Origin of the sequence: Anaerotignum lactatifermentans DSM 14214, assembly GCF_900142265.1 — a bacterium.
In the GTDB taxonomy this organism is placed as follows: domain Bacteria; phylum Bacillota; class Clostridia; order Lachnospirales; family Anaerotignaceae; genus Anaerotignum; species Anaerotignum lactatifermentans.
Genome location: NZ_FRAH01000065.1, coordinates 1 through 13,975 on the forward strand (window position 1 = coordinate 1; position 13,975 = coordinate 13,975).

Annotated in this window: 16 protein-coding genes and 1 pseudogene; 15 read left to right on the forward strand and 2 right to left on the reverse strand. The window is 48.1% G+C overall.

The annotated features are described in order from the left end of the window. Window positions 1–212: pseudogene (locus BUB35_RS14300) on the forward strand (IS110 family RNA-guided transposase); the annotation flags it as partial. 89 nt (window positions 213–301) lie between these two features. Here the strand turns inward: BUB35_RS14300 and BUB35_RS14305 are convergent. Then, window positions 302–826 (reverse strand): OB-fold protein, encoded by a 525-nt coding sequence (locus BUB35_RS14305; protein ID WP_072852851.1) that lies wholly within the window; start codon window positions 824–826, stop codon window positions 302–304. Window positions 827–933: 107 nt separating this feature from the next. On the opposite strand from BUB35_RS14305, the gene BUB35_RS14310 reads away from it, so the two are divergent. The 7 genes from BUB35_RS14310 to BUB35_RS14340 all read left to right on the forward strand — a co-directional run bounded on the left by BUB35_RS14310 (window position 934) and on the right by BUB35_RS14340 (window position 7,462). After that, a complete protein-coding gene (locus BUB35_RS14310; RefSeq protein WP_072852853.1) occupies window positions 934–1,185 on the forward strand; it encodes a helix-turn-helix domain-containing protein in 252 nt (83 codons plus the stop codon). A gap of 110 nt (window positions 1,186–1,295) precedes the next feature. Further along, a complete protein-coding gene (locus tag BUB35_RS14315) occupies window positions 1,296–2,006 on the forward strand; it encodes a copper amine oxidase N-terminal domain-containing protein (protein ID WP_072852855.1) in 711 nt (236 codons plus the stop codon). Between the two features lie 59 nt (window positions 2,007–2,065). Next, window positions 2,066–3,190: a ribonuclease HII gene (locus tag BUB35_RS14320; RefSeq protein WP_072852857.1), complete on the forward strand. Its 1,125-nt coding sequence runs from the start codon at window positions 2,066–2,068 to the stop codon at window positions 3,188–3,190. 13 nt (window positions 3,191–3,203) lie between these two features. Then, window positions 3,204–4,010, forward strand: a complete 807-nt coding sequence (gene pgeF, locus BUB35_RS14325) for a peptidoglycan editing factor PgeF (protein ID WP_072852859.1) — start codon at window positions 3,204–3,206, stop codon at window positions 4,008–4,010. A 507-nt stretch (window positions 4,011–4,517) separates the two neighbouring features. Beyond that, window positions 4,518–5,843, forward strand: coding sequence for a ribosome biogenesis GTPase Der (gene der / locus BUB35_RS14330; RefSeq protein WP_072852861.1), 1,326 nt, complete (start codon window positions 4,518–4,520; stop codon window positions 5,841–5,843). Between the two features lies 1 nt (window position 5,844). After that, window positions 5,845–6,456, forward strand: a complete 612-nt coding sequence (gene plsY, locus BUB35_RS14335) for a glycerol-3-phosphate 1-O-acyltransferase PlsY (RefSeq protein WP_022255156.1) — start codon at window positions 5,845–5,847, stop codon at window positions 6,454–6,456. Between the two features lie 16 nt (window positions 6,457–6,472). Continuing rightward, window positions 6,473–7,462, forward strand: a complete 990-nt coding sequence (locus BUB35_RS14340) for an NAD(P)H-dependent glycerol-3-phosphate dehydrogenase (RefSeq protein ID WP_072852863.1) — start codon at window positions 6,473–6,475, stop codon at window positions 7,460–7,462. 146 nt (window positions 7,463–7,608) lie between these two features. Here BUB35_RS14340 and BUB35_RS14345 read toward each other — a convergent pair whose 3' ends face one another. After that, window positions 7,609–8,772 (reverse strand): MFS transporter, encoded by a 1,164-nt coding sequence (locus tag BUB35_RS14345; RefSeq protein WP_072852865.1) that lies wholly within the window; start codon window positions 8,770–8,772, stop codon window positions 7,609–7,611. Between the two features lie 143 nt (window positions 8,773–8,915). Here BUB35_RS14345 and BUB35_RS14350 point away from each other — a divergent pair, with 143 nt between their 5' ends. The 7 genes from BUB35_RS14350 to BUB35_RS14375 all read left to right on the forward strand — a co-directional run bounded on the left by BUB35_RS14350 (window position 8,916) and on the right by BUB35_RS14375 (window position 13,957). Next, window positions 8,916–9,812, forward strand: a complete 897-nt coding sequence (locus tag BUB35_RS14350) for an AraC family transcriptional regulator (protein WP_072852867.1) — start codon at window positions 8,916–8,918, stop codon at window positions 9,810–9,812. Between the two features lie 12 nt (window positions 9,813–9,824). Continuing rightward, a complete protein-coding gene (locus BUB35_RS14355) occupies window positions 9,825–10,019 on the forward strand; it encodes a DUF6199 family natural product biosynthesis protein (protein WP_072852869.1) in 195 nt (64 codons plus the stop codon). A 13-nt stretch (window positions 10,020–10,032) separates the two neighbouring features. Continuing rightward, complete coding sequence (locus tag BUB35_RS19705; protein ID WP_242949268.1) at window positions 10,033–10,179, forward strand: hypothetical protein; 147 nt, start codon at window positions 10,033–10,035, stop codon at window positions 10,177–10,179. A 3-nt stretch (window positions 10,180–10,182) separates the two neighbouring features. Beyond that, window positions 10,183–10,971 (forward strand): alpha/beta hydrolase, encoded by a 789-nt coding sequence (locus tag BUB35_RS14360; protein ID WP_242949269.1) that lies wholly within the window; start codon window positions 10,183–10,185, stop codon window positions 10,969–10,971. Next, window positions 10,968–12,245 carry a hypothetical protein gene (locus tag BUB35_RS14365; protein WP_072852871.1) on the forward strand — a complete coding sequence of 426 codons (1,278 nt, stop codon included), beginning with the start codon at window positions 10,968–10,970 and terminating at the stop codon, window positions 12,243–12,245. The genes BUB35_RS14360 and BUB35_RS14365 overlap by 4 nt, the downstream gene beginning before the upstream one ends. Continuing rightward, window positions 12,232–12,891: a DUF6320 domain-containing protein gene (locus BUB35_RS14370; protein ID WP_072852873.1), complete on the forward strand. Its 660-nt coding sequence runs from the start codon at window positions 12,232–12,234 to the stop codon at window positions 12,889–12,891. The genes BUB35_RS14365 and BUB35_RS14370 overlap by 14 nt, the downstream gene beginning before the upstream one ends. A 223-nt stretch (window positions 12,892–13,114) precedes the next feature. Beyond that, a complete protein-coding gene (locus tag BUB35_RS14375; protein ID WP_072852875.1) occupies window positions 13,115–13,957 on the forward strand; it encodes a tyrosine-type recombinase/integrase in 843 nt (280 codons plus the stop codon). Window positions 13,958–13,975 lie beyond the last annotated feature (18 nt).

Here is a 13,975-nt window from a genome sequence, read left to right on the forward strand (position 1 = left end):
GTGGTTCTTCTGAGCTCAGGAAAACCTTGTTTCAAGTAATGGATGCTTTGATTAAAACCAAGCCACAGGATGACCCTGTATATCGGTTTTTAGATAAGAAACGTGCTCAAGGTAAACCTTACTATGTCTACATGACAGCGGGTGCCAACAAGTTTCTAAGAATCTACTATGGTCGAGTGAAAGAATATCTTGCAACTCTTCCAGAATCCTAATTATCCACTACAATTTTCAGACCAGCACTGGTGTGGTGGTCTTATTTTGATACCCAATTTTCAACCTGTATAAAATTTTCAATGTTCTTTTAATTTAGCCTTGACTTTTTATTTGCAGGCTGTAATTCCATGACTTTTTCAATCTGGGCTTCATCAGAGAAATAACACTGTACAGAAGTGATGGCGAACTCTTCTCCGGCAAAAGTGATGTAAACATCATCTACGATGTCTTTGCCAATGGAACCGACGGTGCCGCTGAGCCGCATGGTTTTTCCTTCATAAAGGGCATCCCCTTTGACTTCGTTGGCTTCATAGGAGGAAAGCAGTTCCGCCGGGGAAATTTCCATGATTTCCACAGGAGCGGTTTCTTCTGCTTCTGTGTTGCTGGGTTCTGTGGCGGTATTATTTTCCGCCACAGGCGCGTTTCCTCCAGAGGAAGATGCAGGCTTTTCCTCGCCGCCCATCAGTGCGGAAAAGATCAGCAGCACAACAATGACTGCAATGACCCATTTTGCCTTACCGCCTTGTTTTTTGCCGCACTGGGGGCATACAGACGCTTTTTGGGGGATTTCACTCTGACAGAATTTACATTTCTTTGTTTTTGGTGTTTCCATAGATTTCCTCTCCTTTTGATACGAAATACATAATGTTGCATCTTTAGCAACATCATAAGGCAGGACACATGGTAATGTCAAGAAAAAAATGAGGGGGACTGTGAGCCATGAAAATATACGAATACGACGGGAAGAAAAATATCTGTGGGGAACAAATCCGAAAAATTCGTATGGAAAAAAAGATGTCACAGGCAGCGCTGTCCCGGGCTTTGCAGTTGGAAGGCATCACCATTGACCGTTATTCCATTTGCCGCATGGAAAAAGGCGAGCGGTTTATCGCCGATTATGAATTGATCAAAATCGCCGGCATATTAGATGTACCGGTTTCTTTCTTTTTCCCTGGCGCAGAGGACAAATAGTTTTTTTTAGAATATCACAGGAATTTTTTGGAATTTCCCCCAAAATAGGGGAGAATTGTGTTATCTTTTAGGTATCATAAAAATAAAAACCATCTAAGGGGGCTTTTGGCATGAAATTCCAAAGAATCAAAGATGTATGTTTAGGGGCAACGGTGGCTGCTCTTGTTATGGGTGCAGCGCCTGCCGCTTATGCCAAGGTGGCAAACATGGACATTCCTGTTATGTTTAACAACATTAAAATCGTTGTAGACGGGAAAGAACTGAAAACAGACAAAGAACCTTTTATCTACGAAGGAACTACATATCTGCCTGTTCGTGCCGTTGGGGAAGCCGTAGGGAAAAACGTCACATGGGATGCTGCTTCCAAAACCGTTATCTTAGGGGAAACAGAACAAAAAGAACAGGAAAAAGAACCGGAACAGCCGGAAGAAACTACTTCTGACAATGACAGCAGACTGGGGAAACTTTCCAGCAAACCCAGCACCAATGTCAATAATATGAAAATCCAGTGTACCGGTGTTAGAGAGTCTGCTGGATATATCGACGGTATTGAAGTGGATTTCAAGTTCACCAATAACAGTGATTTTGAACAGACTGTCGTACTGGACAGTTTGGAAGTCAATAACAAAGAAGTGGAAGGTTATCTCTATGCAAGTGTTTTGGGTGATAGAAGCGAAACAGACCGCCTGACCATTGAGGACAGCGATTTGAAAAGCGCCGGTATTGACAAGATCTATAATATTAGTGTAGTATTCCGTGTATATAACCATGACGATTGGGATGACGTAACTACAAACGAAATGATCATGAATTTTAATTAAACATAAGACCCCCGATTGGTTTCCAGTCGGGGGCTTTTTTGCAAAAGGAGAGAAGAACCATGCAGTCCGTTGGGGAAATCAAAGAAATATTAAGCAGCTGTCCCGTGGAAAAACTGCCGGAAGTTTTGCCGGAATTTGCCGCCGACAGCCGCAAAGGCGTACAGAGTCTTGTGACCCGTTTCCAGAAGAAATACGACGCTTATCTGGCAGAACTGGAACGACTGGAAACATTGCTCACTTACGAACGGGAGTGCTACGAAAAAGGCTTTGAACTGGTGGCAGGCATCGACGAAGTGGGCAGAGGACCCCTTGCCGGTCCTGTGGTAGCGGCAGCGGTGATTCTGCCGAAAAACTGCAAGATTGCCGGTGTCAATGACTCCAAAAAACTTTCTGCCCAGAAACGGGAGGAGCTTTGCCAAATCATCAAGGAACAGGCAGTGGCTTGGGCAGTGGGGGTAGTTTCCAACGAACGCATTGACGAAATCAATATTTTGCAGGCAACTTATGAAGCCATGCGGGAAGCCCTTTCCAAACTGGAAGTACAGCCGGACTTTATCCTTGCGGACGCGGTGACCATTCCCAAGGTATCCACACCTCAGAAAGGCATTATCAAAGGGGATGCGAAAAGCATTTCCATCGGTGCCGCCAGCATTGTGGCAAAGGTCACCAGAGATGCCATGATGGAAGGCATGGCGGAAATTTATCCTCATTACGATTTTGCTTCCAATAAGGGTTACGGCTCCCAGAAACATCTGGCAGGCATTGCCCAGTATGGCATCTGCCCCATTCATCGCCGGACATTCGTAAAAAATTTTCTGAAAGAAGATGCCGCACCCAAGGAAACAGGCAACCGGGGCGAACTCCTTGCCGCAAAGGAAATGAAGAAAATGGGCTATGAAATCCTTGCCCAGAATTACCGCAAACCCAGCGGAGAAATTGACATCATTGCCCAGAAAGATGGTATACTGGTATTTACGGAAGTAAAAACAAGAACCAGCACTGCTTACGGCACCCCTGCGGAAGCCGTAGACCGCCGGAAGCAGGCACATATCATCGAAACAGCGCTGGCGTATCTGGCAGAAACAGGGGACGCTGACAGGGATTGCCGTTTTGATGTGGCAGAAATTTTGGAAGAAGACGGAAAGAAATATTTCCGATATATCGAAAACGCCTTCGAGGCATAAAGGAGGAAGAAACTTGCAGATTGTAAAAAAAGGTGATGTGGAACTGATCACATTTGATAATCTGACCCAGACAGGCATGGTGAAACATGGCTTCACCACCCGTCACGGCGGCGTCAGCACAGGCTATTACGGCACCATGAACATGGGCTTTTCCAGAGGGGAGGACAGAGCCCCCGTGGCGGAAAATTACCGCATTTTGGCAAGGGCGTTGGAGCTGGACGAAAACGCCTTTGTGGCAACTCAGCAGACCCATACCACAAACGTACTGAAAGTGACAGCAAAGGACAAAGGCTGCGGCGTTACAAAAGACAGAACTTATCACGATATCGACGGCTTGATGACGAATGAAAAAGGTATCAATCTGGTGATTTTCGGGGCAGACTGCGTGCCTGTTTTCCTGCTGGATACCAAAAACAAAGCCATTGGTTTGGCACACTGCGGCTGGAAAGGCACTGCCGACCGTATGGCAGAAAAAATCCTACAGGAAATGATGGCAGCATATGGCACAAACCCCAAGGATATTGTGGCAGCCATTGGTCCTTCCATTGGGAAATGCTGTTTTCAGGTGGATGACCCTGTGGTGAATCTGTTCCGGGCGCAGATTGCCTTTGCCGACGATATCATTTTTGACGACCCCACAGAAGAAGGCAAATACAAAATCGACCTGTGGGAAACCAACCACAGACTGCTGGCGGAAATGGGCGTGGAAAACATTGAGATTTCCGGTCTTTGCACCATGTGTGACACCCAGCGGTTCTACTCCCATCGGAAAATGCGGGAAAATCGCGGCGTTATGGCTGGGGTCATGACACTGCTGTAAAAAGACAGATGGGCGTGAAATCTGCGGATTTTGCGATTCAGGGTGTCGAAGGCTGACACCCTGTCGTCAAAGGCTCATTTCATTCAAGCCTTTGACGAGTAGACAGAAGTCAAAAGCCGAAGTTCCATCAGCTTAACAGCTTTGAAACTTCGGCTTTTTCCTCGCCGGAAATAAATTCCGGCTGCGGATTCCGGTTGGGGAACCCTTCGTTTCCCAATCCCTTCCGCGGTCTCAAAACACTGAAAAAATCATTCGGTGCGGGGCGTGAAATCTGCGGATTTCACGCCTTTTTCGCTTTTCTGAGCACCTTTGGGGCGGTTTTTGTTGTTCCGGCGTGGACAAGGGGGCTTTTTTGCGTAAAAATTTTGTGAAAAAGCCCGGAAATGTGGGAAAGTATTGTATGTACCGCCTTTTTTATGCTATAATACATAGAATGTGAAAGTGGGGGCGTATGCCCCCTTCTGTATGAAAATCAAGAAGTATGAATATAGAGTTGGAGGAAAACAAATGAGCAAACCCATCGTAGCAGTGGTGGGACGTCCCAACGTGGGCAAGTCCACCCTTTTTAACAGGCTGGCGGGCGAACGCATTTCCATCGTACAGGATACCCCCGGCGTAACACGTGACAGAATCTACGCAGATGTAGAATGGCTGAATCACAAATTTACACTCATCGATACCGGCGGTATGGAAATCGGTTCTGAAGAAATCATTCAGAAACAGATTTTGCAGCAGGCGGAAATCGCCATTGAAACCGCTGACGTTATCCTGTTTGTTACCGACGTAAAAGCGGGTGTTACCGACGACGACCGTCAGGTAGCAAATAAACTGCGCCGCACCAAAAAACCCGTTGTGCTGGCTGTCAACAAAGTAGACAGCGTGAAGCGTGACACCATGGATATTTACGAATTTTATGAACTTGCCATCGGCGATCCCATGCCCATTTCCGCAGGTCAGGCACTGGGTCTGGGTGATATGCTGGATCAGGTGGTGGCACACTTCCCTGAGGACAGCGACAATCAGGAAGAAGATGACGCAATCAAAGTTGCCATCATCGGCAAACCTAACGTAGGTAAGTCCTCCCTCATCAACAAGATTCTGGGAGAAGACAGACTCATCGTCAGCAACATTCCCGGTACCACCCGTGACGCCATCGACTCTCCCATTGAAGTGGATGGTCAGAAATATGTGTTCATCGACACGGCAGGTATGCGCCGGAAAAGCAAAATCAAAGAAGAAATTGAGCGTTTCAGTATCATTCGTGCCGTTGCTGCCGTAGAACGCTGTGACGTTGCTATTTTGGTTATTGATGCCAACGAAGGCATCACCGACCAGGATACAAAGATTGCCGGCATTGCCCACGAAAGAGGGAAAGCGGCTATCGTTGCTGTAAACAAATGGGATTCCATCGAAAAAGATGATAAGACCATGAACAAATACCTGAAGGACATCGGCAATGAACTGGCGTACATGCCTTACGCTCCCAGAGTGTTCATTTCCGCTCACACAGGTCAGCGTGTCAATCGTCTGCTGGAACTGATCAAGACCGTAAATGAAAACCACGCCCTGCGTATCAGCACCGGTGTTCTGAACGAAGTTTTGATTGAAGCAACAGCGATGCAGCAGCCCCCTGCGGACAAAGGTCGCCAGCTGCGTTTGTACTACATGACACAGGTATCCGTAAAACCCCCTACCTTTGTCATTTTCGTCAACGAACGGGAACTGTTCCACTTCTCTTACCGCAGATATATTGAAAACCAGCTGCGGGAAGCCTTTGGTTTTGTGGGTACACCCATTCATTTTATCGTAAGAGAAAAAGGGGATAAGGATTGATATGTTTCGACTGATTTGTATTGCCATCGGGTACTGCATCGGCTGTATCCAGACGGCGTTCATCATGGGCAAGCTCTGCAAAACAGACCTGAGCAAGAAAGGCAGCGGCAATCTGGGTACCACCAATGCCCTGCGTGTGCTGGGTTTTAAAGCAGGAGCGGTTACATTCATCGGGGATATTTTAAAAGGGGTCGTAAGTTTTATCATTGCCAGATGGCTGTTCCCGGATATGGGGATTCTGGCAGGGATTTATGCCTGCGCAGGTACCATCTTAGGACATGATTTTCCTTTTTACCTGCATTTCAAAGGCGGGAAAGGCATTGCTGCCACCATCGGCTTGGTGCTGTGCATCGGTTTTACAGAATCCATGCCGCTGATGCTCATTTCCTTTATCATCGGTATTGTGGCAGTGGCATTGTCCGGTTATATTTCTCTGGGCTCCATGCTCTTTTCCATTGCCATTCCCGTTTGTGCCTTTTTCTTCCAGCTTCCGCTGGAGGGGGCGCTGGTGCTGACAGCGCTGACCATTCTGGCACTGTGGAAACATCGGGCAAATATTGGAAGACTGCGTGCAGGCAATGAAAACAAGTTTACTTTGACAAAGAAAGTCTGAGGAAGGGGAGTTTGTTATGAAAAATGTAGCGGTAATCGGTTCCGGCAGCTGGGGCACAGCCCTTGCCATTATTCTGACCAAGTATGACCATCAGGTGAAAATTTGGGCAAGAAGTCAGGCAGCTGTAGACGAAATCAATAGCAAACACACCAACGAAAAATATCTTCCCGGCGTTACATTGCCGGAAACATTGACAGCCACCACAGACCGTGCAGCGGCGCTGGAGGGTGCGGAAATCGTCATTTCTGCGGTGCCTTCCCGTGCAGTGCGCCAGACCATGACAGACTTTGCGCCTTATTTCAAACCCGGCACTGTCATCGTCAATGTGGCAAAAGGTCTGGAGGACGGCAGTCTGCTGCGTCTTTCTCAGGTCATTCAGGAATGTGTGCCTCAGTGCGAAGTATGCGTGCTGTCCGGTCCCAGCCATGCGGAAGAAGTGGCAAGAGAAATCCCCACCACATGCCTCATTGCTTCTGAAAATGAAGAAGTGGCAAAAATGGTGCAGAAAGAATTCATGAATCCCAAATTCCGCATTTACACCAGCACAGATGTCATTGGCGTGGAAATGGGCGCGGCTCTGAAAAACGTTATGGCATTGGCAGCAGGTATGAACGACGGTCTGGGCTTTGGGGACAACAGCAAAGCGGCACTCATGACAAGAGGTATTGCGGAAATGAAGCGTCTGGGCATTGCCATGGGCGGCAAAGCGGAAACATTCGCTGGTCTTTCCGGCATCGGTGACCTGATTGTTACTTGTACCAGTATGCACTCCCGTAACCGCCGGGCAGGCATCCTGCTGGGACAGGGCAAGAGTCTGGAAGAAACACTGGCAGAAGTCAAAATGGTTGTAGAAGGTGTCAACACCGTACAGGCAGCTTGTCATCTGGCAGAAAAATACCATGTTGACCTGCCCATCACGCAGGCTATCAATGACGTACTGTTCCATGGGAAAGATACCCAGACAGCCGTATTGGAATTGATGACAAGAGAAGGCAAGTCCGAATAAATTACATATAAAAATGTCCTTTTTCGGGCATCTTCATAAGAAAACAAAGAAAGCCAGAATCTCTGTAATACAGAAAGTTCTGGCTTTTTCTATTTTCGGAGAATTTGTTTTTCCAAGATGGATTTTGATATGCAGATTTTTTTGTTTCATTCCGCAGTGCAGTGTCTGCCCTTTTCCGTCAGAATCGTCAGCATCAGGGCAAAGACCAGAAGCAGCACAGGATACAACCCCATGGAGATTTTCTCCGACAGAAACCCGGACACAGGGGGCATGGTGGTGCTGCCCAGATAAGAAATTGCCATTTGGGTGCCCATAAGGGATTGGGATAGGGATTTTCCAAACCGCTGAGGTGTGGCGTGAAGCAGGCTGGGATAAATGGGCGCACAGCCCAGCCCTGTGAGAATCAGTCCCAGACAAAGGAACAGGTTATGGAGGGGCAGAAGTATCAGAAGTATGCCCACAATGGCGGTAATTTCTCCCAGACGCACCATGGCATCATCGGAAAACCGCAGGGTAAGGAAGCCGCTGAAAAACCGTCCGGCAGTGATGCCCAGATAGAACAGGGAAATCCATTTTGCGGCAGTTTCAGGGGAAATGCCCCGGACAGCCACCATATAACTGCTGCCCCAAAGACCTGTGGTCAGTTCCAGTGCGGAATAGAAGAAAAACGCCGTCAGAGCAGCTTTGACACCGGGACGTTTCATCAGTTTGCCCCACTGGGGTGTTTGGGGACGGACAGTTTCGCCGCCGGAAAGGGGCAGTTCCTGTTTTTTCCACAAAGGCAGGGATAGGAGCAGGATGAGGGTCAATGCCATTTGCAGGAAGGAAATGGTGCGGTAGCCTGCCTGCCAGCCCATGCCGCGGCTCAAACATAAGCCCATGATGTATGGTCCGCCTGTGGCGCCAATGCCCCAGAAACAGTGGAGCCAACTCATGTGCTTTGCCTTGCAGTGGAGGGCAACGAAGTTGTTTAGGGCAGCATCTACGGAGCCAGCCCCCAGACCATAGGGAATTGCCCAAAGGCAGAGGGCAAAGAAGCTATTGGAAAGGGAGAAACCAAAAAGGGCAAGGGCAGTCATGGCAACGCTGCACATGGTGACGGCGCCTGTGCCGAACCGCTGGATGACCTGATGGCTCATGAGGCTGGACAGGATGGTGCTGGCGGTAATAAGAAAGGAGATGACACCCCCAAGAGAAAGGGAAACGCCTAGACTTTCCTGCATCTGCGGCCATGCAGAGCCCAGCAGGGAATCCGGCAGCCCCAGTGAAATAAAAGATACATAAATCAGTGCCAGAAGCAATGAAAACATAAAATACCTCCAAAAAATAAATAGGTTGTCTTTTTTGGGAAAACATACGCAAAAATTTGTACTCTATTAAAATACCGCCGGAAAAGGCTTGATGCAATCAATATATAGACGTATACTATAAAAAAACGGACAGGAGGGGTAGTATGTCATTGGATGCCTGTGATGTAAACGTCAATCCCAGACAAATGGAACTGCGTCCCCATGGCACGGCAGATTTTCCCTGCGGCGGCTATGATACCCAGATTCGCAGCGGCGAAAAAGGCGGCGTTGCCTGGCATTGGCACGAAGAAACGGAAATATTATATGTAACAGAAGGCAGTGTGGAAGTATTTCTGCCGGACATGCGCTGGACCCTTTCCAAAGGCGAAGGGGCTTTCATCCATGCCAATGTGCTCCACAGCATACTGGCAGCGGGCGAAGGGGGCAAAATCCGCTCCGCTGTATTCCATACCCGGCTTATCAGCGGCGGACAGGATACGGTTTTTCAGAAAAAATATATCGCCCCTCTACTGGCTTATGGCGGTATTAAGGGGCTGCCCCTGACGGGGGAAGAACAGTGGCAGAAGGACATGCTGGCGGAAATCAAAGAAATCGTCCGCTTTCTGGAGAAAAAAGAAGAAGGATATGAATGGGATGTGCGGGATAGCCTGGGACGCTTGTGGCGGAATCTTTATGCCCATACAAAGCCTGTGGAAGGCGGAAACAGCCGGAAAACCATGGACGCTCAGCGGCTCAAGAGCATGCTGGAGCTGATTCAGAAAGAGTATAACGAGCCTTTGGACTTGGCAAGGATTGCAAGAGCGGCAAATATCGGGGAGCGGGAATGTCTGCGGTGTTTCCATCGTACCATCGGCATTTCGCCTTTGCAGTATCTGCTGCGGTATCGTGTTTCTCAGGCGGCGCTTCTGCTGCGGGAAACCAATCTGCCGGTGGCGGAAGTAGGCATGCGCTGCGGTTTTGACAGCCCCAGTCATTTTGCCCAGACCTTCCGCAAATATTTTTCCATTACGCCCAGCGCTTATCGGAAAGGAAAGATTTAAGGGGGAAAGAAAATGCTTTTGGTACTAAAGATTGTATTTGTCGTTTTTGCGGCAGTCATGGTCTTTTTCCCAAGAAAGATTTGGGACATATTTTATGGGAATTTCAGTGAGAATGCAGAGCCACACGACGCAATGCTCATGGCATACCGTGCGGCTGGTATTATAGCCCTTGTGGTATTTATCATTAGAGGTATTTGGGGAAGCTAAGGGGGAGAAACCTTTGGAAATCAATAAAGTCATGCATGCGGCGCTGAAAGCGCTGTCTTATCCAGATTTGGATGTGAAAAAAACATATAAAATCAAACGGCGGCTGGAGGGCATCCGCTCTGCCCAGCTTTCACCGGAGAAAAACCTCTTTCAGGACTGACGTGTGCCTTTTGGCAAGACCAGTGTGCCTGTGCGGCTGTTTTTTCCCAATGACAAAGAGGTGTTGGAACCGCCTGTGATTCTCTTTTTCCATGGCGGCGGCTGGGTCGTTGGGGACATCAACAGCTATACGAAGGTTTGCGCTTCCATGGCGCAGATATTGGAATCAGTAGTCATTTCTGTGGATTATCGTCTGGCGCCGGAGCATAAATTCCCGGCAGCGCCGGAGGACTGCTACCATGTGGCAAAAACACTGTTCTGTGATGGCTTTCCTTTTCCGGCAAAACCGGAGGAAATCACCCTCATGGGTGACTCTGCCGGCGGCAATCTGGCAGCGGTGGTATCCCAGATGGCAAGAGATCGGGGCGAATTTGAAGTGAAGCAGCAGATACTTTTGTATCCTGCCACATTCAATGACCATTCTCCCGCGTCGCCTTTCCCTTCTGTAGTGGAAAACGGCACGGATTATCTCTTGACCTCTAAACGGGTCTGCGACTATATGGAATTGTACCAGTCCTCGCCGGAAGATCGGCAAAATCCGTATTTTGCGCCTCTTTTGGCGGAGGACTTTACCAACCAGCCCCGCACCCTCATTCTGACGGCGGAATTTGACCCCCTTCGGGATGAAGGGGAAGCCTATGGTGCGGAATTGCAGCGGGCAGGAAATGACGTGACAGTGGTGCGGATCGCCGATGGGCTCCATGGATATTTTTCTCTGCCGCCGCGGTTTGAAGCGGTACAGGAAAGCTACCGCTGGATACAGCAATTCCTGAAAGGAGGAGAGCCTTTGTGAGTGATGCAAAGTGGAGCAGGCTGGAAAACGCTGCAAAGATATTTCCGTCCACCACAAGCAGAGAAGATACAAAGGTTTTCCGTTTCACCTGTGAACTGACGGAAATGGTGCAGGAAGCACCTTTGCAGGCAGCCTTGGAAGAAACACTGGAATTTTTCCCCTTTTACCGCTATTCCCTGCGGCGGGGGCTGTTCTGGTATTTTTACGAAGAAAGCAGAGAAAAGCCGGTGGTGCGGGAGGAACATCTGCCGCCTTGCAGTAAGCTGTACCATCCCGACCGTCACGGATTGCTCTTTTCTGTGACATATTATCGCTGCCGCATCAATCTGGAAGTATACCATTCCCTGACAGATGGGACAGGGGCATTGGCATTTCTGCGGATGCTGACCATCCATTATATCAAGCAGGTACATGGAGAGGAAGTCCTTTCCCACGAAGCCCTCCGCAATGCGGTGCCTGTGCCGGAGCGCATGAGCGATAGTTTTGCGCGATATTATACAGGAAAGAAAAAATATGAAAAACAGAAAGTCAAACGGGCTTATCGTATTTCTGGTATCCGCCTTCCAGACCATCAGATTCGTGTCATTGAAGGGACGGCATCGGCATCCCAGATATTGCAAAAATCCCATGAGTACGGCACAACAGCCAGCATATTCCTTTGCAGTGTGCTGCTTCGTGCCATTCATGCCCAGATGCCAAAACGGGCGGAGAAATATCCTGTGAATTTGTCGGTACCTGTAAATCTTCGGAATTATTTTCCGTCGGAATCTGCCAGAAACTTTTTCTCTGTCATTACGGTGGGCTATGATTTCGGAAAAAATCCCGATGATTTCGCTTCTGTCATTGCCGCTGTCAAAGAAGGCTTTGCTAAAGAGCTGACAGATGAAAAAGTCAAAGGCAGGCTCAATGACCTCTGTGCTTTAGAGCATAATCTGCTGACCCGTATGGTGCCTTTGTTTTTGAAGGATATCAGTTTGAATATTGCCAATCGGGTGTCGGCAAGAGAAATCACCATGGCTTTTTCCAATATCGGTCGTGTGGATATGCCTGCGGAAATGGCACCTTATCTGCGGCAGTTTGGTGTATTTGTCAGCACCAAGCGGATGCAGGTCTGCCTCTGCTCCTATGGAGATCGGCTTACCATGGGATTTTCCGCACCTTTTGTGGATACTTCCGTGCAGCGTCATTTTTTCAGACAGCTGACGGAAATGGGTATTGATGTGGAGCTGACGGCAAATGTGCAGGAAGGAGGGGAAGCCCATGCGGATTTGTGATGCTTGCCATGTGCATGTGCGGGGAAGTATGGACCGCTGTCCCCTCTGCGGCACAAAGCTGCGGGGAGAGAAAGAAGAAAACGTATTTCCCAGATTGCAGATGTATGACCATATGTATCGGAAGATCATGCGTATTTTCCTGTTTTTGTCCGTCATTGCCGTGATTGTGTGTCTGGCAGCAAATCGGGTCTTTGTACCGGATCTGTTCTGGTCCATGTTTGTGCTGGCTGGTGTGGTTTCTTTCTGGATCAGCCTGTATGCGGCATGGAAAAAGAAACGGAATATCCCCAAAGGCATCTTATGGGAAATGACGGTCATTTCCATTCTTGCAGTGGCATGGGATATGGGAACGGGCTGGCATGGCTGGTCTGTGGACTTTATCCTGCCTATCCTCTGTACCGTGTCCATTGGGATGATGGTGGTCATGGCAAGATTTTTGCGGCTGCAATTACGGGAGTATGTCATTTATATGCTCATGGAGATTGTATACGGTCTGGTGGTGTGGATACTGCTCTTGACCCATGTGATTCAGTTCATTCTGCCAGCGCTGGTCTGCGTGGTTTGCTGCGGTGCGGCATTGGCAGCACTGGTGATTTTCCGGTGGGAACTGTTCCATGAGGAGATGCAGAAACGACTGCATTTTTGATATACAGGGGATTTTGTCATGCTGAAAAGCAGGGCAATCAAAAAGAATAGTAGATAATCAAGCGGAGTTTGCGCAATGTAAAAGGGTGGCGTCAAACTCCGTTTTTTATTTTGCAGAAAATTTTATGAATTTTTGCTGTAAAAATAAGAAATGATTTTTTGATAGAATAGCAGAGTATTTTTTTGGGAAGATTCCCGAATAGAACAGAAAGGGAGGTCTGCACATGAAAGAACTCGTTGTAACAAAAGCGGCTATCACATCCTATTTGCAGTTTTTGAAGATACAGGAAAAAAGCAAGGGAACTTTGGAAAAGTATCAAAGAGAACTGTTGGATCTAGAAAAATATTTGAAAGGCAAAAAAGTTACAAAAGAAGATTTGTTGGTGTGGAAAGAAGATTTGGAAAAAAGATACAGCCCTGCAGGCGTCAACGGCAGACTGGTGGCTGCCAATGGCTTTTTTTCTTATTCTGGCAGGTATGATCTGCGGCTGAAATTATTGAAGATTCAAAAAGAGATTTTTATCAGTGAAGAAAAGGAATTGACCCGTGCAGAATACGGCAGATTGGTACGTACGGCAGAGAAAAAGGGCAAAGAACGGCTTTCTCTGCTGATACAAACCATCTGTTCCACGGGGATACGTGTTTCTGAACTGGAGTTTATCACTGTTGCAGCTGTCAAACGGGGCAGGGCAGAAGTGAATTGTAAAGGAAAGCGGCGCGTGATTTTTTTGCCTGCACGTTTGCAGAAAAAACTCAAAGCTTACGCAGCTAAGAAAGGTATCACAGAAGGCGTTATCTTTGCATCAAAAAGCGGACGTCCTTTGCACCGGGGAAATATTTGGGCAGAAATGAAAAAACTCTGCAAAGATGCAGAGGTCAGCCCAGAGAAAGTGTTCCCTCACAATCTGCGGCATTTGTTTGCGCGGATATTCTATAGCTTAGACAAAGACATCGCAAAGCTGGCAGATATGCTGGGGCACAGCCATATTGAAACCACAAGAATTTATATTATGGAAAGTGGACGAATCCATCGACAGAAACTGGAACGAATGCGACTGGTGTTGTAACAGAATTCCCCTTCTGTC

Excerpts from the sequence above, each read along its gene's own strand:
- BUB35_RS14310 (WP_072852853.1), top strand. The coding sequence starts at position 934 with ATGAAAATATACGAATACGACGGGAAGAAAAATATCTGTGGGGAACAA.
- BUB35_RS14355 (WP_072852869.1), top strand. The coding sequence starts at position 9,825 with ATGCTTTTGGTACTAAAGATTGTATTTGTCGTTTTTGCGGCAGTCATG.
- BUB35_RS14345 (WP_072852865.1), bottom strand. The coding sequence starts at position 8,772 with ATGTTTTCATTGCTTCTGGCACTGATTTATGTATCTTTTATTTCACTG.
- BUB35_RS14370 (WP_072852873.1), top strand. The coding sequence starts at position 12,232 with ATGCGGATTTGTGATGCTTGCCATGTGCATGTGCGGGGAAGTATGGAC.
- der (WP_072852861.1), top strand. The coding sequence starts at position 4,518 with ATGAGCAAACCCATCGTAGCAGTGGTGGGACGTCCCAACGTGGGCAAG.
- BUB35_RS14375 (WP_072852875.1), top strand. The coding sequence starts at position 13,115 with ATGAAAGAACTCGTTGTAACAAAAGCGGCTATCACATCCTATTTGCAG.
- BUB35_RS14350 (WP_072852867.1), top strand. The coding sequence starts at position 8,916 with ATGTCATTGGATGCCTGTGATGTAAACGTCAATCCCAGACAAATGGAA.
- BUB35_RS14315 (WP_072852855.1), top strand. The coding sequence starts at position 1,296 with ATGAAATTCCAAAGAATCAAAGATGTATGTTTAGGGGCAACGGTGGCT.
- BUB35_RS14340 (WP_072852863.1), top strand. The coding sequence starts at position 6,473 with ATGAAAAATGTAGCGGTAATCGGTTCCGGCAGCTGGGGCACAGCCCTT.
- plsY (WP_022255156.1), top strand. The coding sequence starts at position 5,845 with ATGTTTCGACTGATTTGTATTGCCATCGGGTACTGCATCGGCTGTATC.
- BUB35_RS14305 (WP_072852851.1), bottom strand. The coding sequence starts at position 826 with ATGGAAACACCAAAAACAAAGAAATGTAAATTCTGTCAGAGTGAAATC.
- BUB35_RS14320 (WP_072852857.1), top strand. The coding sequence starts at position 2,066 with ATGCAGTCCGTTGGGGAAATCAAAGAAATATTAAGCAGCTGTCCCGTG.